Source organism: Yaniella soli (assembly GCF_054782375.1).
This window is the reverse complement of sequence record NZ_BAAGSP010000010.1, coordinates 67,346-93,133: the sequence shown is the minus strand read 5'-3', so window position 1 is coordinate 93,133 and position 25,788 is coordinate 67,346. Positions and strand designations below refer to the sequence as shown.

The following is a 25,788-nucleotide window of genomic DNA, read 5'->3' as shown; positions in this document are numbered from 1 at the left end:
CGCTTTCGTCCAAACGGCTAAGCGAACCGCCGAGTGCGGTCCCGCATGCTCGGTGGTGTGAGAGGTGGGTCGGGAAACCCGACCCACCTACTCGATTAACGCAAAAAACGGCGGGCGATCCGAAACTGAAATCACAGTGTTCGAACCGCCCGCCGTAGAGCGAGTCAGCAGCGGCTTACACCAACTGCATCATCCAATCATCCGGGTTTAGAGACCGCGGATGTTGGTTGCCTGTGGGCCCTTCTGGCCCTGTTCAACGTCAAACTCTACCTGCTGGTTTTCTTCCAGGTTACGGTGACCGGAACCCTGAATAGCGGAGAAGTGTGCGAAGACATCGGAGGAGCCATCATCTGGAGCGATGAAGCCGTAGCCTTTGTCGGAGTTGAACCATTTGACTGTGCCTGTGGCCATAACGTCATTCCTTTTCAGTCTTGGACCACACGTGTGATCCTTGTACCCGCGAGGAAGTTTCCAACGCGGAAATTTGTGGGGCAACAATATGCCCAGCACTAAGCCGCGGATGCGACATGGTGCGGTAGTGGATGGAGCTGGGGGACAAATAGAAGTCGTAGATCAGTGGAAAGCGGCAATGTCACGCAAAGTTCTTGATCTGCGAGCGAGACAACACGGCGAGACTTGCGGTGTTGTGGGTAAAGCTATGGTGGAGATGAAATCCCAATTCGTTCAAACTATGTTCAATCTCAGCTATCTGAGACCTCTGTTCAGTATCTCATAGAGACTGGGTCAATCTTCTCCTTGCACCACGAACGACGCGGTACAAAAACAAGCTCCTGAAGAACAGCGATTCCAACTCTACCCGCATATCTGCTGTTTAACCTAATCACCGTGCGCCATCAAATGTATTGGTTCCCCAAACAGTACGGCAACGAGGTCCGAAACGAACCTTTCAAGCTGTCCTTCGGTCAGCTGGTGGATGGTCACACGAATGTGATGAACGGCGTCATCATTGGAATCCAGTGAGAACTCGGCACCATCACGCACGAGCCATCCGCGCTCAGCCAAAGCCGATACAATTGGAGTCGCTAGGGTTCGCACATTAATCCATACATTGACGCCATCGGCAGCAACCGCAGTGATATGTTGATCGGCTAACGCCATAATCAGGCTCGAATTCGCCCGTGAGTATTCAGCTGACGCATGCTCTAACTGCGCGGGCGTCTCTGGATTGGTCGTGAGTAAGTAGGTAAGCCGCTGCAACAGGTGGGATACCCACATTGCTCCTGAGCGGATGTGTGCACCCAACCGAGTTGCCGTGAGTGGATCGGAGCCGACAATGCCCACCCGCAAATCTGGGCCGAGAGACTTTGACACGGAGCGGATCAGCGCCCAGCGAGGATGGCCGTCAGGGATAATGGAGCGATAGGCGTGCCCCGAAAGTTGCCAGAAGTGGTCGTCTTCGATCACCAGTACATGCGGATACTGAGTTAACAGTCCCGCCAGCGCCTTGGCGCGGGGTCTCGAAATGACCGCACCGGTTGGGTTATGCGCTCGAGGCGTCACCACGAGTGCACGAACGCCCTCATTCAAAGCGCTCTGTAGTCCTTCAACGCTGAGCCCCTCATCGTCAACCGGCATGGCCACGGGGCGATACCCCGCGGCTTGAGCGGTCTGCAATGTCGTCAGGAAACAGGGCTGTTCGAATCCGACGGCATCCCCAATGGTCAGGGAATCTGCCAGTAGACGTTGGACTGCATCAGCAGAACCAGCCGTGACCGTCAACGCTACGGCGCCGACATCCTTGGATAAAGCCTGACGAGCCCACGATGCGAGATCCGGATCGATGACCGGCTGACCATAGAGTACCGGCTCGTCGGCGGCCAGCTGGGCCAGGGCTTTTCCAGCGGGCGGTAAAAGAGCTGGATCAGGGTTCCCGGATGCGATATCGATCATGCCTTCGACATCAGAAAAGCCCTCCTGGGGGAGTGGTTGTAAGTCCACAATGCTCGTGCCGGCGCGCCCTCGAGTCACTGCGACGCCTGCTTGTACCAGCAGGCCATAGGCGGCGACTACGGTGTTGCGATTAACTTCAAGTTGCTCGGCCAGGGTGCGAACCGGGGGCAAGCCGGCGCCGGGGACGAGTTTGCCGGTATCGACCAGATCACGAACCGACTCGGCGATTTCGGCGGCGGTTTGTGCGGTGATGGACGCGATCGGGTCGGATGTAGCAGATGACTTGGGCACCAAAACTCCTGAACAACCCACCACTCACGGGGGTTAAGGCTAAAATACTCTGCTTCTATGTTACATTTTGGTCATGTCCACGCCTGAGAATGCACCTGTTGTCGCCACCACAGAAATTGAGTTCCATAAAGCGCTTGATGAGGTTCGTGAACGCATCGCCTTTGCTGCTGAACGGGTTGGTCGTGACCCACAAGAAATTCGCCTCCTACCGGTGTCCAAGACCGTGCCGGAGGAACGCCTCCGTGCCGCATATGCTGCCGGAATGATCCAGCTCGCTGAAAATAAGGTGCAGGAAGCTGAATCCAAAGCCGAGGCGATGGCCGATTTGAACGTTCACTGGGCCGTGATCGGGCCGCTCCAGTCGAATAAAACTCGTGCCGTGGCGCAGTTCGCCGATGAATTCCAGGCACTGGATCGAATCCGTATTGCCAGCAGACTGGACGCACACCTGAAGGAATATAACCGCACTCTCGATGTGTACGTCCAGGTCAACGCCTCGGGTGAAGATACGAAGTCGGGACTTGAACCGCGGCAGGTCGAGGACTTCTTAGAGCAGCTTCAAGAATTTGATGCTCTCAACCTCAGAGGTCTGATGACTATGGCGTTTCACACCGATGACGAGACCGTGGTCCGCGAAAACTTTTCCATGCTGCGCGATCTGCGTGATGACCTACGTGAGCGTCGTCCGGAACTGATCGGTGAAGGTGGTCTGTCTATGGGCATGTCCAACGACTATGAGATCGCCATCGAGGAAGGCGCCACCGTCATCCGCGTGGGTACCGCGATCTTCGGAGCACGCGACTACTCAGCGAAGTAGTTATCCACAGAGATGTCCACATGCTGTGCACAAGTTACACGTGTGTAATTCTCGCCGTCGGGACGTGCTGACGACAGGAGGAGCACCACGGTTGAGTCGTGGCGGAAATCTGTTCATTATCTCGTCAAAAAGCAGCGATTCAGGATCGGTGAACAATTTTTTCTGAGGTCTCCCTTACTTCATGAACGAGATATTTCTTCCAGGTAACTCGGTTTAAAGTGACTAATGTGAACTACGAACTCATCGTCTTCGAAGTGCCGCGTTCGACTTGAAATTTTCGGTTCGAGTCGTGTCTAATTTTCGACTTCGTGCGACATGCCGTGTTTCACGCGGAATAGTTATGAAATAACATGCGTGTAGTTTACCCACAGCCTGTGCATAACCTGGGGATAACTCCGATCCACGGTGTGGAAAGTGTTAAATTCGTGGATAAATCGTGTTGTCAAATCCCGGAAAATGGGGCGGAAAATTAAGTAATCCACAGCTGAAATTATATAAACACCCAAGTCAGATTCGAGTTTGTGGATACTGTGCATAAGTATTCCACTGATGATCCACAGCTTGTGCACAGAGTCCACAACGAAATCCACAAGTTATTCACAGTTCAAGAGTTTTCGTTGGTTGATAGACGAATTCTTGGCGGGTATTGTCGAGCGTTACTAGCTCGTAGCGGCCGGTATTGGCATCACGAAAGTGATGCGTGCATCGGCCGTTCTACGGGCTCGAGTTTTTGGCATTATGCTGCCGGGGCAGGGGAGGGTACTTTCAACAAAACAATGGCAAACTTTAACACAATGGAAACTGCCAACGGAGTCTCAGCCAATCCACGTACGCCCCCGCAAGACCTTGACGCCGAACGTTCGGTGCTGGGTGCGATGATGCTATCAACCGACGCGATCGCTGAAGTGTCGGAAGTCTTGCGACCAAATGATTTTTATTCTCCCGGTCACGAAGTGATCTACACGGCCATCACCGATTTGTTTGCCGCCGGCGAGCCCGCTGACGCCATTACGGTCACTTCAATGTTGGATCGACGCAAGGAACTGGCCAGGACGGGTGGAGCCGCACATATCCACACCCTGGTGCAATCGGTGCCGACAGCGGCGAACGCATCGTTCTACGCCGACATTGTGGCTGAAAAAGCGATCCTGCGGCGCATTGTTAATGTGGGCGCCAAGATTTCCCAAATGGGTTACAGCTCCGATGGCGAAGTTGAAGACATCGTCAACGAAGCCCAAGCCGAGATTTATAAGGTGGGCGAAAACCGCACCGGCGAGGACTATGTAGCCCTCGGCGACATCCTGGCGGAAACCATCGACGAAATCGAAGCTGCTTCGACAACCGGTGACGGGATGTCCGGTGTCCCTTCTGGTTTCGACGAATTCGATGAACTCACCCAGGGGCTCCACGGCGGACAAATGGTCGTGATTGCAGCCCGTCCTGCGGTTGGTAAATCCACACTGGGGCTCGATTTCGCTCGTGCTGCCGCTGTTGGCCACGGGATGACCACTGCGTTTTTCTCGTTGGAAATGTCCAAGACAGAAATTGCGATGCGTCTGCTGTCCTCGGAGGCCACCATTTCGCTGTCTGACCTGCGCAAAGGGACCCTGGATGAGGGACAGTGGCGCAAGATGGCGCTGACTCTGCAGAAGCTCAATGAGGCGCCGTTTTTTATTGATGACTCGCCAAACATGTCGATGATGGAGATCCGGGCCAAGTGCCGTCGACTAAAACAGCAGCACAACCTCAAAATGGTCGTGTTGGACTACCTACAGCTGATGAGCTCGGGCAAACGCGTCGAATCCCGTCAGCAGGAGGTCTCCGAGTTCTCGCGTTCGCTGAAACTGTTGGCCAAGGAACTCGAAGTCCCAGTTGTTGCGCTGTCACAGCTGAACCGTGGCTCTGAGCAGCGGACTGATAAGCGTCCACAGGTTTCAGACCTGCGCGAATCCGGTTCGATTGAACAGGACGCAGATATGGTCATCCTGCTGCACCGTGAAGATATGTACGACAAGGAATCGCCGCGTGCCGGTGAAGCCGACCTGATCGTGGCCAAACACCGTAACGGCCCCACCAAGACCATCGAACTTGCGTTCCAGGGCCACTACTCGAGGTTTGCGAACATGGCCCCGTCCGACGGCGGCTTCTAACTCTTTCGGTTATAAATCACCATGGATAACGGGCCGAAGATGACGATCAACCCTGCGCAGCACAGCCCGACCATTCCGAGCGAGCTGACACTGAAGGTCCCGGCCATCAGCTCGCGCACGGTCGTGACCACTACCGAGACGGGATTGACCTCGACTGCACCTTGAAGCCAGTCGGGCATGGTCTGCGGGTCGACAAAGATGTTCGAGGCGAAGACCAGGGGCATCATGATGAACATGGACACGCCCATGGCTGCCTGCTCGGTACGAACCGCCAACGAGACGGTGGTCCACACCCACGACAAACTGAAACTAAAGATCAACAGCAGGACAAACGCAGCCACGACCCCGGTGAGTCCGCCCTCAGGACGGAACCCCAGGGCAAAGCCGACGGCGAGAATGATGGTTCCGGCCAACAGGTAGCGCACCTGATCGCCAAGCAGTGCGCCCACCAATTGGGCGGGCCGCCACACCGGCAGGGAGCGAAAACGGTCAAAAACGCCCTTCGAGACATCCCGATTTAACGTGAGTCCGGTGTACATCGTGATCATGATGAGGGTCTGCACGAAGATACCGGGGATCAAAAATTGCACATAGTTATCAACTGATCCGCCGATTGCCCCGCCGAAGATGTAGGTGAACATCAACGTCATCATGATCGGGAAGATCGTGACATCGATGAGCTGCTCCGGCAAGTGCTTGATCTTCAACAGGGCTCGCCACCCATAGGTCACCGAGGCGGAGAGGCCACCGGCTGGCTTTGGTCGGTCCTGTTGTGCCACCAGGACGTTCCGGATGCGCTCAGACTCGTGCAGGCCGGTAGCTGATCCACTATCGACGGACTGGGTTGTGTGGTCGGGTGTCGTCATCATTGGGCATCAGCCTCGGTTGGAGTTTCGGTTTGCGAGGTGGCATGAGACCCGGTCAGGGTGAGGAAGACTTCATCGAGGCTGGGCTGACCGTACGAGAACGTGGCCACGTCGATGGCTGCATCCTCGAGCGCCTGCAGGGCTACGGTCACGCCGGAGCTTTGGTCAACCTGCACCCTCAACGAGGCGGGGTCATTTTCACGGGTGACGTGGGTGCCACCTGCCCGGTCCAGAATGGCAGCGGCTTCGTCTCGGCGGGTTGCATCGTTGACGCGTATGCTCAAGGCGCCGGAGCCGACCTCAGCCTTCAATTGGCCGGGTGTGCCCTCGGCGGCGACCCTGCCATGATCGATCACGTCAATACGATCGGCCAGCTGGTCGGCTTCTTCCAGGTACTGGGTGGTCAGTAGAATCGTGGTCCCGCCGTCGACTAGCGTCCGGATGATATCCCAAACCTGGTTGCGGCTTCGCGGATCGATGCCGGTGGTCGGTTCATCGAGGAACATCAGGTCGGGCGTCACGATCAGCGAGCCAGCGATATCCAAACGGCGGCGCATACCACCCGAGTACTTCTTCACCGGACGGTTTGCCGCGTCACTCAAACCGAACGCTTCCAGCAGATCTATCCCGCGACGGCGGGCTGATCGGTGCTTGTAGCCGAAGAGACGACCCAGCAGGATGAGATTCTCAAGACCGGTGAGATCCTCATCCATGGATGCGAATTGGCCCGTCAGCGCGATCTTCTCCCGGATTGCGTGCGACTCGCTATAGACATCATGGCCGAGCACCATTGCCTCGCCTGCGTCGGGCCGCAGCAGGGTGGCCAACATGCGGATCACCGTTGTTTTCCCGGCTCCGTTGGGCCCGAGGACGCCATAGATGCCGCCGCGGGCGATGGACAGGTCGACGCCATCGACGGCGGTGTTTTCGCCAAAGTTCTTGACGAGACCATGCGTCTGCACGGCCACATGATCAGTGGGCATGATGTCAGGTTCCTTTCATGACGCCCCGCGCAGCCATGAGGGCTGCAGACTAAGCCCTCAAATTTTATGGCATCCGTCTTGCTATAGTCACCTCCTGCCACGCCCGTGACTGGAGGCGACGGTGGTATTTCGGCGCGGTCAACGTCCCGGACGGTGCATTCGAGCAGAGGCGATATTGTTCGACGATCTAGCGCAGAAAACGCCCGGCCTCGCAGCGTTGACTTCGCGGCAGTGGGGTTTGGCATACTTGGGGCATGGCAGCTCAACATTTTGCACCCAGTCGTCGCTCAGCGGTAGACCGTTTTCAAGTCATGGACATCGTTGGCGACGTCGACGCGATGAAAGCCCAGGGACATGACGTAATTTCATTGGGCGCCGGTGAACCCAGCGGCGGTGCCCCGGCAGCCGTCAACCGTGCCGCAGCTCAACTTCACAACGCAGACGGTCCCGTGTTCAACTACACCCCCTCGCTGGGGACGCAGCCGCTTCGCGAAGCCATTGCTGCGCATTACCGCACCTGGTATGACCTCGAAGTGGACCATGAATCCGTAACGGTGATGACCGGCTCATCCGGGGCATTCGTCTCCAGTTTCATCGCGGCTTTTGATGTCGGTGATCGTGTCGGGCTGGCCCGCCCGGGCTATCCTGCGTACCGCAATATTCTGCGTGCGCTCGATGTCGAAGTCGTCGACTTGCCAGCTGGCATAGAGTCCAACTTCCGTTTCGATGTGGAAAAACTGGCTGAGGCCCACGCCGAAAAACCGCTCGATGGGCTCATTGTCGCGTCGCCAAATAATCCGACGGGGACCATGGTGCCCCGCGATGACATGCGTCGCATCGCAACGTGGTGCGCTGAGAACGGTGTGCGTCTCGTCTCCGATGAGATCTACCATGGCATTACCTTTGGCCAAGATCGCGGCACGTCGGCCTGGGAATTTGATCGCAATGCCATCGTCATCTCCTCGTTCTCAAAATACTGGGGCATGCCCGGATGGCGACTCGGGTGGATGCTCATGCCAGCAGATCTCGCCCCGGCGGTCTCAGGCCTGGCTGGTTCGATTTCGCTGTGCCCGCCTGCTGCCGGGCAATATGCGGCGACGGAAGCGTTCAGCACTGAAGCGTATGCCGAATCTGACGCAAAAGTCGCTGAGTTCGCCCGTACCCGTCAGCTGGTCCTCGACAATGTCGACCGGTTGGGCTGGCGTCATGCCGCGCCCGCAGACGGCGCCTTCTACTACTACGCCCAGCCCGCCGAAAAGATTCTGCAGCGCTATGGCAACACCGTCGACTATGCGGCTGCGGTCTTGGAACACGCACACGTTGCCCTGATCCCGGGGGTGGATTTCGATTCGGTGGACGGCGACCAGTTCATTCGTGTTTCCTTTGCGGCTCGGTATGAGGCCGTGGAGCGTGCCATCGAACGTATCGTGGAATTCGACTCGACCATCAGCTAGAGGTCAAGGCATGAAAGCACTACTCGAGGCCAATGCCAAGTGAATGTTTGCTGTGAGTTCCCTGAATTCACGTGACATCAGCAAGGCGGAGTCAGTAGCGTCGTAGATGTACCTGTTCCCGAGAAACCTGAGAGGTGACCACCATGGGAATCGAAGATAAAGCAGATGCCGCAAAAGACAAATTCGCTGGCAAAGCCAAAGAAGGCGCTGGTAAAGCAACCGGTGACTCACAGACCGAGGCCGAAGGTAAAGGTCAGGACCTGAAGGGCAAGGTTAAAGACACTTCCGAGCAGGTTAAAGATACCTTGGGTGACGTCAAAGATAAAGCAAAAGGATTTACTGACGGCCTCAAGAACAACTAAGCCGCAGTTCGCAACATGCAAGAACCCGGGAAGGCAGGACGCCGACCCGGGTTCTTGCTGTGTGATTCCGCTAGGCTAGGCCATGCATTTGCCACCGACCACGAGTCATGACAACGCGAAGGAGCAGTATGGTTGACATCAACGAACTTGCCCGCATCGGAAACGACCAATTCGCCCGCCTTGAAGAAGCCGCTGAATTTAGTGTCACCTCCGACACCGTCACGCAAGGGCAGGAATTTCCTGCACCGCAGTACTCAGGGGCCATGGGCGTGCCAAACGGTGAAGACATTTCCCCGCACCTGAAATGGTCAGGCGCACCGGAAGGCACCAAATCTTATGCGGTGACCATCTTTGACCCTGACGCGCCAACCGGTTCAGGCTTCTGGCACTGGTCAGTGGGCAACATTCCAGCAGACGTCACCGAGCTCGCCGAAAACGCCGGTGCAGCGGATGGCTCCGGTTTACCCGAGGGCGCCTTTCAGCTCAAGCACGATGGCGGCGGACCAGGATTCATCGGTGCGGCACCACCGGCAGGTCACGGTGCGCACCGCTACATCATCACCGTGCATGCCCTGGGTGTGGAGAAACTGGATATCCCCGATGACGCTTCGAACGCGTTCTTCGGGTTCAACCGTCACGGCAACACACTGGGCCGTGCAACCCTGACCGTTTACGGAATCGTCGAAGACTAACGAATCGCCGGTGGGTGGGTGTCAGCTAGGCTAAGATACTGTGAATACACATACTGTAGCCGTTGACGCCCACGGTGCCACCGTGGCCGACATGTTCGACCGTATCGCCGACCGTTATGACTTGATGAACCTGGTCATGACCTTGGGCCAAGAGCCCCGTTTTATTCGAGATACGGTCAATGCCGCCCAGCTCGGCCAAGCCCCCAAAGTCTTAGACATCGCCACGGGCACAGGCGATCTCGCACTTGAAGCCGCCAATCAACGCTACGGCGCCGAAGTGTATGGCCTGGACATTTCCAATGAAATGCTAGAGGTTGCCCGGAGTCGTCCCGGTGGCGAAAATATTGTCTGGCAAACCGGTGATGCCATGGAGCTGCCGTATGATGACGACACCTTCGACGCGGTCACCCACGGCTACCTGCTGCGCAACGTCACCGATATTGCTAAAACCCTTCAGGAACAATACCGCGTCCTGAAGCCCGGCGGCTGGATGACATCGCTCGAGATGTCACCAGCACCCCGTAACGTGGTCAAGCCATTTTCGACCGCCTACATCAAATACGTGGTGCCGCGCTTGGCCAACGCCATCACCCAAAATCCAGACGCCTATGAGTACCTGTCACGTACCTCGCGCGGCTTCCACACGGCAGACCGCATCGAACACATGATCGGTGAAGCTGGCTTTGTCACAAGCGGTTATAAGACCTACATGTTCGGCACGATGGCACTGCACTGGGGTCAAAAACCTGTTGCATAAAGGCAACGTGATCACCCTGACCGCATAGTAACAGCGTCAACACATACTCCGTTGCTATGATGCAAGTATGCCTCGCAGAGTAAAAGATTACCGGGGCCTCACAGAGGAAAGCCGGGTACGCCTTCTCCACGCTGTTCAGCGCAAGCCGGGACAAGCGTTAAAAGATCTTGCCGTTGAAGCGGACGTGCATATCAATACCGCACGAGATCATCTGCGGGTGCTAGAAGCTGAAGGTTTCTTGGTAAGCACTCCGGTGGATACTGGTCGTCGCGGTCGACCACCGATGGGGTACTGGCCCGTCGAGCGCAGTGAACACAGTCCCGCGGCGCAAGAGCGCGCTGAAGACGCTGGCGCTCGCGGTGAAATGCTGCGTAGGATTGCACCCGACCTCGACGGCGGTGACGCCCTCGGGGACGATGCGCTGCACCAGCTCGATGTGCTCTATGAACACTTGGACGACGCCGGAATGGAGCCGGTCATGGATGCCGACCAGCTCAGCCTCGAGGTCAAACCCTGCATCTATCAGGACTTGCTGGAATCAGAGCGCCCCGTCGTCTGTGCCGTGCATGCCAAACTGGTGCGGCAACAGCTTGACCAGGTCGACGGTCCCCTGAAACTGCGGAAACTTCATCCCTTCACCACCGCCCACAGTTGCCTTGTCGTCCTGGGCTCCGATGAGCAAGACCACGATGAGGCACCCGAGACGACGGCAACGCCCGGCATCGACGGTGACCGAAGTGACGCCGAGCTTGCCCAATTCGCCCTGGCAGCACAACGGCGCGTTGCAGGTGACGATGGTGGGTCGTACTGCCAGATGTCATACGGCTAGACGGGTTTAGTCTGGGTTCTGTGCCCACATATCCGGGCCGAATACCTCGTAGTGAATCGATTCGGACGGCACGCCCTGATCGATCAGAGTCTTCCGAGCAATCTGCATGAACGGCAGCGGCCCACACATAAACACTTCTGCTTGAACAGGGAGCTCAACGTCGGAGAGGTCCATGAATCCCGGACGAGCGGGATGTAGGGTCGGCGCCTGCTCAGCACCCTCTTCGTACCAGTTTTGTGCCCGAGCATCCGGCATGGCCAACACCTGGCGCCGCAAACCGTCGTACAGGGCATGATGTGCGTGGGTCTTATCGGCGTGGAACAACCGCACTGTCCGTTCCGGTTGGCGACGAGAAAGGTCTTCCATGATCGCTGCGACCGGGGTAATGCCAATACCCGCTGACACCAGCACGAGTGGGGCGTCAGTATTGTCCAGAATGACATCACCCGCCGGCTGCGAGACATCCAGGACGGTGCCAGGTGTGGCATGCTCATGCAACCAACCGGAGACGCGACCATCAGGGGTGCCATTGACACCCCGAACACGTTTAATGGTCACCCGCAGTGTATCGCCGCGCGGTCCCGATGAGATGGTGTACTGGCGTGGCTGACGACGCCCATCGGGGAGATCAACCGCAATGCCCACGTATTGGCCAGTGTGGTGGCTGGGCACTTGGCCGTCGACGGGCGACAGCAAAAGTGAAAAGACCTCATCGGATTCTTCGAACCGTTCGACCACGCGGTAGGGACGGTACGGTTCATCTGGATTAGTGCCGGCCTCGGCGTAAAGGCGAGCTTCTTCGGCGATCAGTGCCGTAGCAAACAGCCAATAGACTTCATCCCAGGCTGCGGCAATTTGCGGGGTGGCTGCATCGCCAAGCACTTTGGCAACCGCACCCAGCAGGTAACGGCCGACAATCAAATAGTCGGAGGCCTTGATGCCTAACGACACGTGTTTATGGGCGATGCGCTGCATGACCGGGGTGAAATCCGGGGCGTCAGGATTGATGAGGTGCACCGCAAAGGCCACCACCGACGCGGCCAGAGCTTTGGGTTGCTCACCGATCGCCTGATTCGCCTCATTGAAGACATTGAGCAATTCTGGATGCGCTTCGAACATGTCGCGGTAAAACACCACGGTGGCCTCATCGGCAATTTCAGCGACGACGCCTGCGGTTTCCTTGACGACGGCTTCTGAATCCGGTGACAGTTTCATGGACGACTTCAACTCCTTGGTAGAACGGTCCTCTCGAATGTTTCGAGAACACAGTCATTGTCGCCCGTCTGTGGTTTTCCGGTTTGGTTTTCCACCGTGTTTATTTGTGCGATGCCCGATGTGCGTCGTCAGAGCCTTCTGCTCTGGCGGAATTGCGTGCTCATGTGTTCGATTACAGTGACAAATCTGGATGGGATATTTCGGAACTCGATGAGTTTAAAGGCCGAGTAGGGCTAGCGGAACCACAGCAACGCCGTCCGTTCTTCGATAAGCCGTGGTGCCTGTTGTCACGACCATGAGATCGACGATCCGGTCGGGGATCTCATCGCGGAGCCATTTGAGATGCCTGACGTCCGCGTCTGAGACAGCTGGAGCAAGTTTGATTTCAATACCTAGTACCTGCCCATCAACGCCTTCGACGTAATGCGATGGCTGGCGCTACAGGCAGCAGTTCGTCTAACTCGTGATCTATTGTTCTCTTGATGTAGCTCATAGAAACTCCTTGTCAGGTGTTCTACACTACCGTTTACCGGGTTCCTACACTACCTTTTGCCGGGTTCCTACGCTACTATTTACCGGCTCTCTAGACTGCCTTTTACCGAGTTTAAGCCACTTCAGTTTCTGGTTTTGCGAAGGCTGAGACGATACTGCTCGGGGTCGCGGTCGAGGTGCCCGGCGATCTGCTGCAAAAAAGGTTGTAGTAGCACTTGCCCTAATTGCACCAGCATTACTTGCATGACTTGATCTTCTGCCTCGCGTGAGGTTGACGCAATGCCGCGACGACGCAAATCCTTGATCTGTTCCAGCGCCATCCGCGTGAAGCGTTCGGTCAGATCAGAGCCTTCGCCCCCGGGTTCGATGAGCATCATGCGGCGCAGATAGGCCACTACCAGTGGATTCTCGGCCACGTGGTCTAACAACCGTTGGTCGAGCGCTCGCACCACGACGTCGACGTCAGCGTCGGATTCTTTATAGGCAATTGCGTGTTGAATCCCGGCAAGAATGTCGTCCTCGACAGCTTGTATCAAGCCAGATTTAGTGCCAAAGTGATGCGTGATGAGACCTACTGTCACGCCGGCGCGCGACGAAATTGCTCGCATGGAGGTGGCGTCTGCGCCGTTGAGGGCGAATAACTCGAGGGCTACTTGACGGATGCGTGCCTTGGCGGTGAGGTCGGCGTTCAGTTCTGCAGTGGACATGGGTCTACCTTTTCACGCAGTCGTGTTTGATGTCACAGCTAGCGTAATTATTAAACTTTTCTGGACGTCTAAATTGTACGGTGTATTGTACGGAGATATAGTCTCCGTGAACGACATCACTCTGAGGTGGATATGAAAGTCGTAGTGTTGGTGAAGCAAGTGCCAGATACCTATGAGAAGCGCGACATTGCGTTAGATACTGGGTTGCTGGCGCGTCAGAACTCGGAAAATATTATCGACGAGATCGATGAACGTGTTTCCGCTGTTGCGGCCGAGCTGAAAAAAGCAGGGACTGCAACTGAGGTGGTGGCTGTGACGATGGGCCCGGCCGATGCCGATAAATCGATCCGCAAAGTCTTGGCTCTGGCAGCAGATCGTGCCGTCCACGTGGTCGATGATGAGCTGGCGGGTTCGGATATGGTCCAAACCGCTCGGGTCTTAGCCGAAGCTGCCAAAGACGCTGATCTGATTCTTTCCGGTGCTGAATCAACTGACGGCCGCGGAGCGATGGTGCCAGCCATGATCGCTGAGATGCTGGGGCGCCCGCATATTCCTGGTGCAGATTCGATTGAGATTGCCGACGGTACCGTCACGGGTGTGACCAACACGGATACCGAGCGCCTGACACTTTCAGCAGCGACACCTGCCGTGGTATCCCTGACAGAAAAAGCCGGTGAGCCGAAACTCACCAATTTCAAAGCAATTCGTGAAGCGCGCAAGAAAGAAATCGCCGTGACTTCGCTGGCTGATCTGGGGCTGGCTGCCGGGCCGGATGCTGCCTATGTGCGTAGCGTGATGGTGACCGCGGCCGAACGTCCACCAAAAGAGGCTGGCCAAAAGGTTTCCGGCGATACCGCAGCCACAGAACTTGTCGATTTCCTTGCCGCCCGGCACCTCGTCTAAAGGAGTACGCAGATGTCTAAAGTGCTCGCTCTCGTAGCAAACGCTGACCCCGCCGAAGTCCTGGGTGCTGCCTCGACCATTGGTGATCCCGTGGCCGTAGTGACCGAAACCCCGGACGCCGGCACGCTTGCCGCGCTCGGCTCCGCAGGCGCCACCGAAGTATTTGTCCATACCGGCCCCGAAGATCAGCTGGGTAGTGCACAGGTTGCCGCAGGTGTTGCGGCAGTACGCCACTACGGTGCCTCCCTGCTGCTTGTTGCGCATTTGCCGATCAATGCAGCGATTTCAGGTCGTATAGCGGTTGCTGCCAAGGGTGCGGTTGCTGCGGATGCAACCGGTATCTATTGGGATGCTGACGGCCAGGAAGCCGTCGTGCAACACGCCATTTTTGGTGGTGACTACAACACGGAATCCACGGTTGAGGGTGGTCTGATGATTGCCACCGTGCGTCCCGGTGCGATTGAAGATCGGGCAGAGGCGGTGGCTGACCCGGCCGTGGTGAACTCAGACGTTGAAGTCCAGACTGCACCTGGTGCGACCGTTGTTTCTGCTGAAGCAGTCGAGGCCGGCTCGGATCGTCCCGCGCTAAATGCCGCAAACGTTGTAGTGTCTGGTGGTCGCGGCGTCGGTTCCGAAGAGAACTTCCAGATTATCGAAGATCTTGCCGACCAGTTCAATGCCGCCATCGGCGCCTCACGTGCCGCAGTGGACTCCGGGTATGTGCCACATAACCTGCAGGTTGGTCAAACCGGCGTCTCCGTGTCGCCGGAGCTCTACATTGCCGTGGGCATTTCTGGAGCCATCCAGCACCTGGCCGGTATGCAGACCGCCAAGACCATTATCGCCATCAACAAAGATGGGGACGCACCAATTTTTGAAGTCGCCGACTTCGGTGTGGTCGGAGACCTCTTCGAGGTCGTGCCGCAAATTGTTGACGAACTCAAAACTCGTAAAAGCTGATATCTATGTCGAAACGTCGCATGGTCGGGTGGAGTCCATTGGCCGTCGAAAATCACGACGCACCATTGGAATCACAACCGCCGGCTCAACCTGACACACCCGTGGAGCAGACCGCACCGGAACCTGCTGTCGCACCTGCTACCTCGCAAGTGGCCCCGCAGGCCGAACAACCAGTTGCTGAAGCACCTGCAGTGACTACGGACCAGCCAGTCGCAGTATCCGGGCCAGTGCAAGATCCTGATGTGCCACGACGCCGGATGGTCGGATGGCAGCCGTTGACCGTTGCCAACACTGCCGCTCCGACTGCTGCTGTCGCGTCAGCAGCACCGGCGCAGGAAGTGTCGGACCCTACTCACGAGCTATCAGAAGCCGCCCCAGCGGAGCCTGTTGCTCAACCGGCGGCACCCTCCGGCCCGATTCAGGATCCAAGCATCCCACGGCGCCGCATGGCCGGTTGGCAACCACTGTCTGTCGCCCGCCATGCACGCGCTACCGCACCATCGTCCTCACCTGCACCTGTAGCGTCAGCGGCACCAGCGACGGCCGAGTCACCCGCTGAGACAGCGCAACCGGCGTCCAAGGCTGCCGCAGCTGCTCCGGCACCGGTGACCGAAGACCTTCCGCGTCGTCGTATGACCGGTTGGCAACCACTGCAGGTGGGCCACCCCGATTCTGCGCCCGCCGCAGTGGCACCCGAGCCAGAGACCCCTGCCCAAGAACCAGCGGCGTCCGCCGAGCAACCTGCACCGGCGACAGCGAAGGCGCCGCGAAGGCGCATGGGCGCACCCGCGGCTGCGCCGACTGAGCCTGCTGCGCAACAACCGGCAGCCCAGGCTGCTGAGCCAGAGGTCAAGACGCCAGATGTGGTGACCCCACCACCGGCCCAGAAGCCAGCGGCAACCAAGACCGTCGAGAAGGATGTCGTCAAGGAGCCGTCAAAAGCCCGCAAGGTGCTCATCACTTTGGGAATCGTGGCCGTGGTTGCTGCAGGGTTCGTGCTGTTGGTTCAATGGTTACGCACCCTAGACCCAGTGGCCGAGTTCATTGCCACCTACGACGGCACACCGACCCACCCTGACGGCGTCGAGGCGGGCATGCCTGCCTGGGTCGGATGGCAGCACTTCTTCAACTTCTTCATCATCGTCATGGTCATCAGGTCTGGCCTGTTGATACGAAACCAGGATCGGCCTGAGGCGTACTGGACAGCCAATAAGGGCGGATTCTTTTCGCCGGGCAAAACCAACACCCCGGCAAAAGTCTCCATCCAGCAGTGGATCCACCAATCGTTCAACGTGCTGTGGGTGCTCAACGGTTTGTTCTTCTACATCATGGTGTTTGCCACCGGTCACTGGATGCGTATCGTGCCCAGCAACTGGGATATCTTCCCGAACATTGTCTCGGCTGGGTTGCAATACGTCTCACTGGATTGGCCCGAAGAAAACTCGTGGATCTACTACAACGCGCTACAGATCACGACCTATTTCCTCACGGTCTTTATTGCCGCCCCGATCGCAGTGCTAACCGGCCTGCGGATGTCCACCTGGTGGCCACAAAAGGCTGAACGCATCAACAAGGCCTTCCCGCTACCTGTGGCGCGCAAAGCCCACTTCTTCACGATGATCTACTTCATCCTGTTCATCATCGTCCACCTGTTCCTGGTGTTCACTACCGGTGTGCTGAGCAACCTGAACATGATCTTCACGGCCCGAGATGCCAGTGATTGGTGGGGTATTGCGGTCTTTGCAGTATCTGTAGCCGTCACCGTTGGGGTAGCCTGGTTGATCAAACCTATCTTTATCGCACCAGTTGCCGAAAAGACCGGACAGGTCTCAACTCGCTAAGGGGAAATCAATGATTCTGGATAACTACACCTCAGTTTGGGAAACGGAAGAGCATGCCGATCTGCGTGCGATGGCCCGGGACTTCATGGCCAGCGAGCTCACCCCGCATCAGGAACGCTTCGCCGAAAATCACGAAGTAGACCGCGAACTCTGGAATAAGGCGGGCGATAACGGTCTGTTGCTGGTGTCTATCCCTGAAGAATACGGTGGCGGCGGCGCAGACTTTTCGCACGAAGCTGCCATCCTCTACGAACAGGGGCTGGCCGGTGACGACTCCTGGGGTTACAGCATCCACTCGACCATCGTCGCCCACTACATCGTCGCCTACGGAACCGAAGAGCAGAAGCAGCGCTGGCTGCCCAAGCTGGCAAGTGGTGAAATGGTTGCCGCCATTGCGATGACCGAACCGACCACCGGCTCAGATCTTCAAGCCATCCGCACGACCGGTACGCCCGACGGCGATGACCTGCTCATTAACGGTTCCAAGACGTTCATTACCAACGGTTCCCAGGCGAACTTGATTGTGATCGTTGCTCGCACCAACGAGCAGCCAGGAGGCAAGGGTGTTTCGTTGGTCGTCGCCGAAACTGATGGTCTCGAGGGATTCGCGCGTGGCCGGGTGCTCGATAAACTCGGTGCGCACGGACAAGATACTCGCGAACTGTCCTTCACCGACATGCGCGTCCCCGCCGCCAATATTATCGGTGGGGCAGCAGGCGACGGCCAGGGCTTTCGCCAGTTGATGCAGCAGCTGCCGCAGGAGCGTCTGGCAGTGGCGATCACCGCCGTTGGCCAAGCCGAGACTGCCGTTCGTCAGACCATCGAATACACGAAGGAGCGCAAACTGTTCGGTCAGACCGTCATGGATTTCCAGAATACGAAATTCACCCTGGCTGAGTGTGCAACCGAGGTGCTGGCAACAAAAACCTTCATCGACTATTGCATTGCCGAACACGACAAAGGCAACCTGACCACTGAGCAGGCATCAGCCGCCAAATACTGGGCAACCGATGTCCAGAACTCGGTGCTCGACCGGTGCCTGCAACTGTGGGGTGGATACGGCTTCATGATGGAATACCCCATCGCCCGCATGTACGCCGGCGCCCGAGTCCAGCAAATCTACGCAGGCACCAACGAAGTCATGAAAGAACTCATCGCCCGCGGGTTCTAAGACACCTGTGAGGCAGCTGCTCACAACAGCTCCCCGTTAGCGCTGGTCAACGACGGAGAACACCGGAGCCGGGTCTCTACTGCGCTTCGCGACGCATGCGCGAAGGGGACGTCTCTTAGCGAGCGTACATCCAGAGGGCAGCATCGAGAATGCGCAGTGGTTCTGTGTCCAAGATAGGATCCGAGTCTAGAGCTGCATGTACCGTCTCTGACGGTAGCTCGGCGAGACGTTGTCTAACGCGTTCGTTTTGCATCAGATGCCGAAACACTTGCCAGTCTTTTCGATAGTCTTTTAATGGCATGATGTCGAGGTAGCCACATACTACTCGATCTCTAACAGGAAAAAGGCTCGGCCGTTTTCTAGCAAGAAGTTTGCTTGTGGTTACCCAACGATTGGAAGTCTTGGAGTAACCATCAGCAAGAAGAGGTTTGACCATGCTGTAGAGCTCGCCCATCAGATCAAGGTCGTCTGTAGTCGTGTCTTCTAATGAACAGCTGGGTAATGCGCGCAGCTTTTCGCTTATGTCGGCTTGATTTTGAGTGTCTTGGAGCAGCCTTCGGATGGCACTTGCAGGAAAGCCAACATTTAACATTGATGTCGCCATGAGATCCGAAGACGTTAGACGATCCGCGTTATGTGGTTCCAACGTTACAAATGATGCCCCTACGTAATCTCCAGCAGGATCATAATATTTCGCGAGTTTGTTAGGGGTATCTGGGTCATTGAGAACAATCAGGGTGAGTTCTACTGCCCGGGAGAGGACGGATTCTTCGACTTCAGAGGATTCGTAAACGTAGTTAGTCATACTTCATGATTACACTTCTGAATGACTTGAGGCATAGATGGTTGGCGCCCCCACAGTAATGCGGTGATTATAACGAGTAAGCCTGTCACAGCTTCATGCGATGGGTCAGTCTCGGAGGTCGTAGCATTGTCTCTAGATCTCCGGGAGTTTGGTGAGTAGCCTCCGATTTTTATACCACGATTTACAGCCGCCATAGACATCTCCAAGCTCAACCTTTGAACCTCCTAGTGGACTGGTCGTTCCATGCTGTCTCGCCTGCGTGCCAGGACCATGGTGGGAACCCCGACGATCACATAAATGATCAGCGGGATGAAGGTCAGCGTGCTGGTGATCACTGCGGCAGGACGTTCGGCATCACCGGCGAATGGTTCATCCAGCTGCATGACGTTCATCGACGTCCCGAGGATGCCCAACACCGCAACCACCAGCGCCATGATCAGGCCGACGCGGTGCAGCTTTGGTTGGCTGCACCGCGTATGTTTGCGTCGTTGAGGACGTTCCTATTTCTTTGCTTCGTGGCGGAAACCGATCTTGATGGTGACCTGCCAGTCGACCACATGGCCTTCGCTGAGATTTCCGCGGATGGATTGCACCTCAAACCAGTCGAGATTGTGCAGGGTTTTGGACGCTTCTTCGATGGCATTGGCAATAGCGGTATCTGTACCGTCGGGCGAAGTGCCAACGATTTCGGTGATGTTATAAATATTATCGACCATGATTACCTCCTGGTTGTCGGCCCTGGGCCGGTTCCCTTCGAGGGCCTGGTGCTTCGCAACGCTACGGGCCCATGACGTGGACCGTCTACCCCTGTGTAACTGCTAGGAGGGTGGGGCGTTCTTGCCGACACCGTAATTATGTGATGAGCCGATGACGTCGCCGGACTTCCACTCATCCCAGCCGGGTCGGCCGGCCATGAACGCCTCGATCTGGTCCGCATCTGCTTCCAGTTTCGGATCGTGCTTGAGATAATGCTTCGTCTCGCGAGCGATGAGACCAGACAATATTGCTAGACCGATGAGGTTCGGTAGCGCCATCAACCCGTTGAAGATATCGGAGAACAGCCACACCACTTCGAGTTCTGCCGTGGCACCAACGAAGACGATCAACGAGAAAAACACCCGGAAGGGCATCACGAGGCGACGGCCAAAGAGGCGCTCAATGTTGCGCTCGCCGTAGTACGACCACGAGAGCATGGTTGAAAACGCGAACAGTACCAGGCCAATCGTGACGACCCAGTGGCCCCATTGTCCCGGGAGGCCGTTACTAAATGCTTCGCCGGTCATCAACGATGCATCGAGCTGTTCGCCCGTATTCGGATCCGTGTGACTCCATGTACCGGTGGTCACGATGACGAGGCCGGTGAAGCTGACCACGATGATGGTGTCGATGAACGTCTGCGTCATCGACACCAGGCCCTGACGGACCGGGTGACTGGTTTGTGCTGCAGCAGCCGCAATGGCCGCCGAACCGAGGCCGGATTCGTTGGAGAACATACCGCGAGCCACACCGTACTGAATGACAATAATAATGGCAGAGCCAGCAAAACCGCCTGCAGCCGAGGTTCCGGTGAACGCATCCGTAAAGACCTGGGCCAAAGCGCCTGGGAGGGCATCCAAGTTTGCCAGCAGAATATAGATCGCACCCAGGACGTAGAAGATGACCATAACAGGGACGAGGCCCGCTGTAACGCGGCCAATGGATTTGATGCCGCCGACGAGGACGAGCATCACGCACACGGTGAGGATGAGGCCGGTGACCCAAATGGGGATGTTCCAGCTACTTTCCACATTCGAGGCGATCGCATTGCCCTGGGTCATGTTGCCGATACCGAAACATGCGATCACCGCAAAGATTGCGAAGGCGAACGCGAGGATCTTGCCAACCGGGCCCTTAATGCCGCGCGACAGGTAATACTGCGGGCCACCGGATTTCTCGCCAGCGGCGTCGGTGCCACGGAAACGAACGCCCAGATAGGCTTCTGCGTACTTGGAAGCCATGCCGACGAGCCCGGTGACCCACATCCAGAACAGAGCGCCCGGGCCGCCGATGGCCAGGGCGGTGGCAACGCCGACGATGTTTCCTGTTCCAATGGTTGCGGCCAACGCCGTCGTGAGCGCTTGGAACTGGGAAATGTCGCCTTCGGAGCCGGGGTCGTTGCGCTTAATGATCCCAAGCTTGAGTGCCGGGAGCAGTTTAGTGAACTGCAGGCCGCCCAGGCGGAAGGTGAGATACAGTCCCACGCCGAGCAGTAGGGGGATGAGGAAGAACGGCCCCCAGACGAAGGAACTGATTTGATCAAGGATATCGAGAAGTTGAGTCATTGCTATGGAACCCCTTCAAACTGGTCCATAAGGACTACGGTGCGTGAGAAATGTTGGTGACAGGCGTCACTTAAGATGACAGCATACCGGAGGGCTCTTGGTTTCAATACCCCCGTACTCACGACACGCGGGCCTGCATTTACACTCAAAGTGTCAGCGTTGGTTCCGGTTCACGTCGACCTCCGATATCGTGGGGTGCAACACAATATCTAGTCCCTCAACGTTAGGACCACGATGTCAGCTGTCGTACACGGTTATCCATCCACAATGCAGGACGACTACCAGCTCACGATGGGGAGTTTGATTCGCCAATCCGTGCGCTCGTTTCCGGACACCGAGATTGTGCATCGCAACTCCAAGGGTGAATGGGGACGCACAACCTATAAAGAAAACTTCGACCGTATTGAACGGGCTGCCGCGGCGCTGGCAAAACTGGGGGTACGCATCGGCGATCGCGTTGGTGTGATGGACTGGAATTCGCTGCGCCACTACGAGCTGTACTGGGCAGTCCCCGCCATTGGTGCCGTGTTCACCCAGTTGAACTTACGCTTGGGTGAAGAAGACCTGCTATATGTTCTGGACGATACTGCGGCATCGGTGGTCATCGTCGACGAAACACTTGTACCGATGATCCAGGGCATTGCGACGAAAGCGCAGCACGTCAAAACCTGGGTCATTCTCTCCGACGGCGAGATCGAGCACAGCCTGCCCAATGCGGTGTACTACGAGGACCTTCTCGCCGAGGCCGAGCCACTGCCCGAGTGGCCGAACATCTCCGAAACCTCTGCCTTCGCGGCCGGCTACACCACCGGGACCACCGGCCGCCCAAAGGGCGTGTTCTACTCGCACCGTTCGCAGTTTTTGCACGCCTACGGCTTCGTCAACGGGCTTTCGGTGACGCCATTCGACGTCGTCATGCCGATTACACCGATGTTCCACGTGCTGACCTGGGGCACCATCCAGGCAACCGTGCTCGCCGGGGCAAAACTCGTGTTGCCGGGACAGTTCTCGGCTGACACCCTGGGCGAGATTACCGGTGCCATCACTGAAGAAGGTGTGACCGTCACCAACGGGGTGCCCGCCATCTTCAGCCCGATGCTTGAGGTGCTGAAATCCACGGGCGTCAAGGATCTCACCGGCCTGCGACTGCTGTGCGGCGGCACCGAACCACCGTTGTCGATGATCACCGGGTACAAGGAAACCTTCAACGCCGAAGTGGTCCACGCCTACGGCGCGACCGAAACGTCTCCGCTGGTCGCCGTCAACCGCATCACCCCGACGATGCGCGAACATCTGAGCGAAGAGGAACTCGAAGCATATGGTTCCAAGCAGGGGCGCGTGCCGGTCAATGTTGACATGAAAATCGTCGACGGCGTGGGCAATGAAGTGCCCGCGGATGGTGAGACCACCGGTGAGATGCTGATTAAAGGGCCGTGGATTACTGCGAGCTATCACGGGATGTCAGAGAGCGAGATGGCCGATAAGTTTGTGGATGGCTACTGGCGCTCCGGCGACGTGGCCACCATGGATCGGAACGCTTTTGTGAAGATCACCGACCGGCTCAAGGACGTCATCAAATCCGGTGGCGAATGGATCTCGTCCATCGACATGGAAAACGCCATGGTCGGGCATCCGAAAGTGGTCCAGGCCGCCGTGGTTGGGCTGGAGCACCCGAAGTGGGATGAGCGGCCTTTCATGTTGTTGGTCCTCCAGGAAGGTCAAGACATCACCAAGGACGAAGTGCACGAGCACCTGTTGAAACGCTTCGCGAAATGGCAGTTGCCTGAACAATTCCAGGTGGTCGACGAAATCCCCGCCACCTCGGTCGGCAAGATCGATAAGAAAGTCATCCGGAGCGAGTACCAGGACCTTTATAAGTAAGCCCGGTGACGACGAAGCGTGTCGGTGCGTGGCGGATGCCGGTGGGCAGACGGGGGTAGGTGCGGCGGAGGACGCGCCAGAGCCGATCTTCCCGCATCGAGTCGGCGCCATCCCAGTCCAAACCCAATTGGATGCGGATGTGGGCTGGCAACAGTCCAGCGGTGAGGAACTTCGCAAGCGGCATGGCGGTGCGCAACCACGCGGGAGCGCTTTCGGCCGCGAAGAGGTCTGCCATGATCTGTCGGGCGTTCTTGGTGACCTCGAGGTCGGACGTTTGCCATTCCCAATACTGTTGGAAAGCAGCGCGATCGCGAGGCCAGTACTCTTTCGGCATGCCTAATGCTGTGCCTAGGACTGCGTAACTGCGATAAATCTGCTCGGCGTCGTCGGGATGCTGTTCACCCCAGATGCGCCAGCGGACCTGCTCGGCCGTCCAATACAGCGTTGACGTCACCCAGCGTTGTGTGTCGGGGTCGGCGGCACTGTACTGTGCGCCGTCGAGGGTGCCTTCGACGGGTTCGTGGGCACGCGAGACCCAGTTGGCGACGGTGGTACGAGCTAACTGAGCTTCGGGTAGCACGACCGCGTAAATGTACTGCAGGGTGCGGCGCAGCCGGCCCAAAGGGTCTGCGGTGAAATTGGAATGCTGCGCCACCCCGGCAGCCACTGGTCGGTGGGCCACCTGTAACGCGATGGCCGCGCCGGCTCCGGCGAGCACGATGCCTTCCCACGCCAGCTGCACGTCGGTGCGCGGAGATTTCACATCCACCGTATGCCGTCCTGTTCATGTTCACGGATCCGGTAGGCCACCATGCGGTGCAGCAGGTGGCGGGGAACTGTCTCGGTATAAGGAATTTTGACCGAGCCTTTGCCCGTCTGGAAGGTCGCGAGTTCTGCGTCGAATGCGTCGCGGGTGCTCGGGGTAAAAACCACGTTGGCATGACGCTTGAACCCATCGACGATAAACAGGATGGTCCCGGATGCATGGATCCACGCCGGCGAACCCCACTTCAGTGCGGTGTGCGTATTCGGTGCGGCTCGGTCTGCGACGGCTCGCAATCGGTTCAGAGTACTGCGGGCAGGGGCGTGAAATTGGTCGAAGAATTCATCAACGGTGGTGGGTTTGCTCATCGTCAAAGAAAGCTCCTTTGGTCGCTGCGTCAGGTGTATCGTCGCTCTGCGTGACATTGGCATCGTCATCGGGCTGTGCGACGGGTTGGTGTTGCGGGATGACGTCGGAGATCATGCCGTCCACCGTGCGGATAAGCACGACCAGCCAGGCGAAGATGATCCCGGCGAACGCCAGTTCGAGCGCGGTCAAGTTGTAGTAGCCCAGCGGGTACCAGAGGGCCACAGAAAAGACGCCGAGTCCCAGCATGAGGTAGCTGATGACGTACATCGCCGCCGGGGCGCCAGGGAGCCAGATCGGGACGGTGAGCACCATGATCCCAAACGTCGCGGCCAAGATTTGCACGAAGCCGGTGTGGATCGGGTCGCTGACGTGGATCGAGACCAAGGACAACCCCACCATGCAGATCCCCATCAGCATCATGCCGCCTTTGAGCATCCGCACGAAACCGCGACGCTTCCCTTGCCGACGTCGGTGCTCTGCCCATGCGTAGAGGTCCTGGGAAATGAAATTCGCCAGGGTCGTCAGCACGATGCCCGTGACGGTGATGGTGGTGTTGAACGTCCAAAATGACAGGACCCCGGCCTGGCCGGTGCCCAGCTGAGAGAAGAACATGTGCCACCAGTATGGGTTCTCAGCCAGCAGCATCGAGGCCAACATGCCCGCGACCATGAACAGCGCGAGCAGCGTTGATATTGAGGCGGTGGACGCGCGAGAAGCCGAGCTGAAACCAAAGTAGGAGGCCACGGCCGAGACCAGGCACAGCAACACGGTCGCAGCAATTCCATCGACCACGAGTCCTTGAAACGCTCGTTGAAAGAGTTGAAAAGTGCTTAGCACGGCCAGGGTGGCGATGGCCCCGTGGGTGATGATCAGGCCGATGAAATCGAGGAGCCACCAGCCCCAGAACCGGCGACGCATCCATCCCAGGTTGCCGTGTTGCGGACCGGTAGCGATGATCAACCCGAGCAGGGCCGAGATCCCGGCGGCAATGCCTGCGGTCCAGCCGGCAACCGTGCCCACGGAGTAGTCGGCTGACAGTGGCGTGAGTTTGCCCGCGAATGCGATCAGACCAACCACCGCCGCCAGGGCTGCGAAGCTAATCGAAATCCAGATCGCCCGCGATTCCACCCGGGCCGCGGATTTTTGTGTGCTGTGCGCGGGGACAGCATAGTATTCGTGTTCTGGCTCTACTTTCCTCACGTCCACCATCCTAAACGCGGGAGCTAATTGAGGGATCTTTGGTGGCGT

At 57.5% G+C, this 25,788-nt stretch carries 25 protein-coding genes and 1 pseudogene; 12 read left to right on the top strand and 14 right to left on the bottom strand.

Features of this window, described 5'->3' with window-relative positions:
* Nucleotides 1-207 precede the first annotated feature (207 nt).
* Together ACYVJT_RS07260 and ACYVJT_RS07255 are read right to left on the bottom strand one after the other, a co-directional pair.
* Nucleotides 208-411, bottom strand: coding sequence for a cold-shock protein (locus ACYVJT_RS07260; protein WP_343955935.1), 204 nt, complete (start codon nt 409-411; stop codon nt 208-210).
* A 426-nt stretch (nt 412-837) separates the two neighbouring features.
* The gene (locus ACYVJT_RS07255; RefSeq protein ID WP_343955934.1) at nt 838-2,202 is read right to left on the bottom strand and encodes an aminotransferase class I/II-fold pyridoxal phosphate-dependent enzyme; all 1,365 of its coding nucleotides are present in this window, start codon (nt 2,200-2,202) and stop codon (nt 838-840) included.
* A 73-nt stretch (nt 2,203-2,275) separates the two neighbouring features.
* Between ACYVJT_RS07255 and ACYVJT_RS07250 the strand changes: the two genes are divergently transcribed.
* Both ACYVJT_RS07250 and dnaB read left to right on the top strand, forming a co-directional pair.
* Nucleotides 2,276-3,019: a YggS family pyridoxal phosphate-dependent enzyme gene (locus ACYVJT_RS07250; protein WP_343955933.1), complete on the top strand. Its 744-nt coding sequence runs from the start codon at nt 2,276-2,278 to the stop codon at nt 3,017-3,019.
* 794 nt (nt 3,020-3,813) lie between these two features.
* Nucleotides 3,814-5,169, top strand: a complete 1,356-nt coding sequence (gene dnaB, locus ACYVJT_RS07245; protein ID WP_343955932.1) for a replicative DNA helicase — start codon at nt 3,814-3,816, stop codon at nt 5,167-5,169.
* On the opposite strand, the gene ACYVJT_RS07240 is transcribed toward dnaB, so the two are convergent.
* Together ACYVJT_RS07240 and ACYVJT_RS07235 are read right to left on the bottom strand one after the other, a co-directional pair.
* Nucleotides 5,166-6,038, bottom strand: a complete 873-nt coding sequence (locus tag ACYVJT_RS07240; RefSeq protein ID WP_343955931.1) for an ABC transporter permease — start codon at nt 6,036-6,038, stop codon at nt 5,166-5,168. The two genes, dnaB and ACYVJT_RS07240, sit on opposite strands and share 4 nt — an antisense overlap.
* Nucleotides 6,035-7,018: an ATP-binding cassette domain-containing protein gene (locus ACYVJT_RS07235; RefSeq protein WP_343955930.1), complete on the bottom strand. Its 984-nt coding sequence runs from the start codon at nt 7,016-7,018 to the stop codon at nt 6,035-6,037. Before ACYVJT_RS07235 ends, ACYVJT_RS07240 begins: the two co-directional genes overlap by 4 nt.
* 254 nt (nt 7,019-7,272) lie before the next feature.
* Between ACYVJT_RS07235 and ACYVJT_RS07230 the strand changes: the two genes are divergently transcribed.
* The 5 genes from ACYVJT_RS07230 to ACYVJT_RS07210 all read left to right on the top strand — a co-directional run bounded on the left by ACYVJT_RS07230 (nt 7,273) and on the right by ACYVJT_RS07210 (nt 11,112).
* Nucleotides 7,273-8,472: a pyridoxal phosphate-dependent aminotransferase gene (locus tag ACYVJT_RS07230; protein ID WP_343955929.1), complete on the top strand. Its 1,200-nt coding sequence runs from the start codon at nt 7,273-7,275 to the stop codon at nt 8,470-8,472.
* A 143-nt stretch (nt 8,473-8,615) separates the two neighbouring features.
* A complete protein-coding gene (locus ACYVJT_RS07225) occupies nt 8,616-8,834 on the top strand; it encodes a CsbD family protein (protein WP_343955928.1) in 219 nt (72 codons plus the stop codon).
* 128 nt (nt 8,835-8,962) lie between these two features.
* Nucleotides 8,963-9,526 (top strand): YbhB/YbcL family Raf kinase inhibitor-like protein, encoded by a 564-nt coding sequence (locus ACYVJT_RS07220; RefSeq protein WP_343955927.1) that lies wholly within the window; start codon nt 8,963-8,965, stop codon nt 9,524-9,526.
* A 40-nt stretch (nt 9,527-9,566) separates the two neighbouring features.
* Entirely contained in the window at nt 9,567-10,283 is a 717-nt protein-coding gene (locus ACYVJT_RS07215) for a ubiquinone/menaquinone biosynthesis methyltransferase (protein ID WP_343955926.1), read from the top strand.
* A 67-nt stretch (nt 10,284-10,350) separates the two neighbouring features.
* A complete protein-coding gene (locus ACYVJT_RS07210; RefSeq protein WP_343955925.1) occupies nt 10,351-11,112 on the top strand; it encodes a helix-turn-helix domain-containing protein in 762 nt (253 codons plus the stop codon).
* 6 nt (nt 11,113-11,118) lie between these two features.
* Here ACYVJT_RS07210 and ACYVJT_RS07205 read toward each other — a convergent pair whose 3' ends face one another.
* From ACYVJT_RS07205 to ACYVJT_RS07195, 3 genes and pseudogenes are all read right to left on the bottom strand, one after another.
* Entirely contained in the window at nt 11,119-12,327 is a 1,209-nt protein-coding gene (locus tag ACYVJT_RS07205; RefSeq protein WP_343955924.1) for a globin domain-containing protein, read from the bottom strand.
* Between the two features lie 216 nt (nt 12,328-12,543).
* Nucleotides 12,544-12,723, bottom strand: a pseudogene (locus ACYVJT_RS07200) (DUF4143 domain-containing protein); the annotation flags it as partial.
* Nucleotides 12,724-12,941: 218 nt separating this feature from the next.
* Nucleotides 12,942-13,526, bottom strand: a complete 585-nt coding sequence (locus ACYVJT_RS07195) for a TetR/AcrR family transcriptional regulator (protein WP_343955923.1) — start codon at nt 13,524-13,526, stop codon at nt 12,942-12,944.
* A gap of 132 nt (nt 13,527-13,658) precedes the next feature.
* Between ACYVJT_RS07195 and ACYVJT_RS07190 the strand changes: the two genes are divergently transcribed.
* Genes ACYVJT_RS07190 through ACYVJT_RS07175 form a run of 4 tightly spaced genes read left to right on the top strand, consistent with a single transcriptional unit; the run spans nt 13,659 to nt 18,401 of the window.
* Complete coding sequence (locus ACYVJT_RS07190) at nt 13,659-14,429, top strand: electron transfer flavoprotein subunit beta/FixA family protein (protein ID WP_343955922.1); 771 nt, start codon at nt 13,659-13,661, stop codon at nt 14,427-14,429.
* 12 nt (nt 14,430-14,441) lie between these two features.
* The gene (locus ACYVJT_RS07185) at nt 14,442-15,389 is read left to right on the top strand and encodes an electron transfer flavoprotein subunit alpha/FixB family protein (protein WP_343955921.1); all 948 of its coding nucleotides are present in this window, start codon (nt 14,442-14,444) and stop codon (nt 15,387-15,389) included.
* 5 nt (nt 15,390-15,394) lie between these two features.
* Nucleotides 15,395-17,230: a cytochrome b/b6 domain-containing protein gene (locus ACYVJT_RS07180; RefSeq protein WP_343955920.1), complete on the top strand. Its 1,836-nt coding sequence runs from the start codon at nt 15,395-15,397 to the stop codon at nt 17,228-17,230.
* A 10-nt stretch (nt 17,231-17,240) separates the two neighbouring features.
* Nucleotides 17,241-18,401, top strand: coding sequence for an acyl-CoA dehydrogenase family protein (locus tag ACYVJT_RS07175; protein WP_343955919.1), 1,161 nt, complete (start codon nt 17,241-17,243; stop codon nt 18,399-18,401).
* Between the two features lie 115 nt (nt 18,402-18,516).
* Here the strand turns inward: ACYVJT_RS07175 and ACYVJT_RS07170 are convergent, their stop codons facing one another.
* From ACYVJT_RS07170 to ACYVJT_RS07155, 4 genes are all read right to left on the bottom strand, one after another.
* On the bottom strand, nt 18,517-19,206 hold the full coding sequence (locus ACYVJT_RS07170; protein ID WP_343955918.1) for a DUF6308 family protein: 690 nt from the start codon (nt 19,204-19,206) through the stop codon (nt 18,517-18,519).
* Between the two features lie 224 nt (nt 19,207-19,430).
* Entirely contained in the window at nt 19,431-19,640 is a 210-nt protein-coding gene (locus ACYVJT_RS07165) for a hypothetical protein (protein WP_343955917.1), read from the bottom strand.
* A gap of 66 nt (nt 19,641-19,706) precedes the next feature.
* Nucleotides 19,707-19,922: a dodecin gene (locus ACYVJT_RS07160; protein ID WP_343955916.1), complete on the bottom strand. Its 216-nt coding sequence runs from the start codon at nt 19,920-19,922 to the stop codon at nt 19,707-19,709.
* A 102-nt stretch (nt 19,923-20,024) separates the two neighbouring features.
* Nucleotides 20,025-21,527 carry an alanine/glycine:cation symporter family protein gene (locus ACYVJT_RS07155; RefSeq protein WP_343955915.1) on the bottom strand — a complete coding sequence of 501 codons (1,503 nt, stop codon included), beginning with the start codon at nt 21,525-21,527 and terminating at the stop codon, nt 20,025-20,027.
* Nucleotides 21,528-21,761: 234 nt separating this feature from the next.
* On the opposite strand from ACYVJT_RS07155, the gene ACYVJT_RS07150 reads away from it, so the two are divergent.
* A complete protein-coding gene (locus tag ACYVJT_RS07150; RefSeq protein WP_343955914.1) occupies nt 21,762-23,408 on the top strand; it encodes a long-chain-fatty-acid--CoA ligase in 1,647 nt (548 codons plus the stop codon).
* Here ACYVJT_RS07150 and ACYVJT_RS07145 read toward each other — a convergent pair.
* From ACYVJT_RS07145 to ACYVJT_RS07135, 3 genes are read right to left on the bottom strand one after another with little or no spacing between them, the layout of a single operon-like run.
* Nucleotides 23,374-24,177, bottom strand: a complete 804-nt coding sequence (locus ACYVJT_RS07145) for an oxygenase MpaB family protein (RefSeq protein WP_343955913.1) — start codon at nt 24,175-24,177, stop codon at nt 23,374-23,376. The genes ACYVJT_RS07150 and ACYVJT_RS07145 overlap by 35 nt on opposite strands.
* Nucleotides 24,168-24,539, bottom strand: a complete 372-nt coding sequence (locus ACYVJT_RS07140; RefSeq protein ID WP_343955912.1) for an iron chaperone — start codon at nt 24,537-24,539, stop codon at nt 24,168-24,170. Before ACYVJT_RS07140 ends, ACYVJT_RS07145 begins: the two co-directional genes overlap by 10 nt.
* Nucleotides 24,517-25,740, bottom strand: coding sequence for a hypothetical protein (locus tag ACYVJT_RS07135; RefSeq protein ID WP_343955911.1), 1,224 nt, complete (start codon nt 25,738-25,740; stop codon nt 24,517-24,519). Before ACYVJT_RS07135 ends, ACYVJT_RS07140 begins: the two co-directional genes overlap by 23 nt.
* Nucleotides 25,741-25,788 lie beyond the last annotated feature (48 nt).

What these genes read in the sequence shown, in the direction of transcription:
- ACYVJT_RS07260 (WP_343955935.1), bottom strand. Translation starts at nt 411, where the DNA reads ATGGCCACAGGCACAGTCAAATGGTTCAACTCCGACAAAGGCTACGGC.
- ACYVJT_RS07250 (WP_343955933.1), top strand. Translation starts at nt 2,276, where the DNA reads ATGTCCACGCCTGAGAATGCACCTGTTGTCGCCACCACAGAAATTGAG.
- dnaB (WP_343955932.1), top strand. Translation starts at nt 3,814, where the DNA reads ATGGAAACTGCCAACGGAGTCTCAGCCAATCCACGTACGCCCCCGCAA.
- ACYVJT_RS07240 (WP_343955931.1), bottom strand. Translation starts at nt 6,038, where the DNA reads ATGATGACGACACCCGACCACACAACCCAGTCCGTCGATAGTGGATCA.
- ACYVJT_RS07235 (WP_343955930.1), bottom strand. Translation starts at nt 7,018, where the DNA reads ATGCCCACTGATCATGTGGCCGTGCAGACGCATGGTCTCGTCAAGAAC.
- ACYVJT_RS07230 (WP_343955929.1), top strand. Translation starts at nt 7,273, where the DNA reads ATGGCAGCTCAACATTTTGCACCCAGTCGTCGCTCAGCGGTAGACCGT.
- ACYVJT_RS07225 (WP_343955928.1), top strand. Translation starts at nt 8,616, where the DNA reads ATGGGAATCGAAGATAAAGCAGATGCCGCAAAAGACAAATTCGCTGGC.
- ACYVJT_RS07220 (WP_343955927.1), top strand. Translation starts at nt 8,963, where the DNA reads ATGGTTGACATCAACGAACTTGCCCGCATCGGAAACGACCAATTCGCC.
- ACYVJT_RS07210 (WP_343955925.1), top strand. Translation starts at nt 10,351, where the DNA reads ATGCCTCGCAGAGTAAAAGATTACCGGGGCCTCACAGAGGAAAGCCGG.
- ACYVJT_RS07205 (WP_343955924.1), bottom strand. Translation starts at nt 12,327, where the DNA reads ATGAAACTGTCACCGGATTCAGAAGCCGTCGTCAAGGAAACCGCAGGC.
- ACYVJT_RS07195 (WP_343955923.1), bottom strand. Translation starts at nt 13,526, where the DNA reads ATGTCCACTGCAGAACTGAACGCCGACCTCACCGCCAAGGCACGCATC.
- ACYVJT_RS07190 (WP_343955922.1), top strand. Translation starts at nt 13,659, where the DNA reads ATGAAAGTCGTAGTGTTGGTGAAGCAAGTGCCAGATACCTATGAGAAG.
- ACYVJT_RS07185 (WP_343955921.1), top strand. Translation starts at nt 14,442, where the DNA reads ATGTCTAAAGTGCTCGCTCTCGTAGCAAACGCTGACCCCGCCGAAGTC.
- ACYVJT_RS07180 (WP_343955920.1), top strand. Translation starts at nt 15,395, where the DNA reads ATGTCGAAACGTCGCATGGTCGGGTGGAGTCCATTGGCCGTCGAAAAT.
- ACYVJT_RS07175 (WP_343955919.1), top strand. Translation starts at nt 17,241, where the DNA reads ATGATTCTGGATAACTACACCTCAGTTTGGGAAACGGAAGAGCATGCC.
- ACYVJT_RS07170 (WP_343955918.1), bottom strand. Translation starts at nt 19,206, where the DNA reads ATGACTAACTACGTTTACGAATCCTCTGAAGTCGAAGAATCCGTCCTC.
- ACYVJT_RS07165 (WP_343955917.1), bottom strand. Translation starts at nt 19,640, where the DNA reads ATGGCGCTGGTGGTTGCGGTGTTGGGCATCCTCGGGACGTCGATGAAC.
- ACYVJT_RS07160 (WP_343955916.1), bottom strand. Translation starts at nt 19,922, where the DNA reads ATGGTCGATAATATTTATAACATCACCGAAATCGTTGGCACTTCGCCC.
- ACYVJT_RS07155 (WP_343955915.1), bottom strand. Translation starts at nt 21,527, where the DNA reads ATGACTCAACTTCTCGATATCCTTGATCAAATCAGTTCCTTCGTCTGG.
- ACYVJT_RS07150 (WP_343955914.1), top strand. Translation starts at nt 21,762, where the DNA reads ATGTCAGCTGTCGTACACGGTTATCCATCCACAATGCAGGACGACTAC.
- ACYVJT_RS07140 (WP_343955912.1), bottom strand. Translation starts at nt 24,539, where the DNA reads ATGAGCAAACCCACCACCGTTGATGAATTCTTCGACCAATTTCACGCC.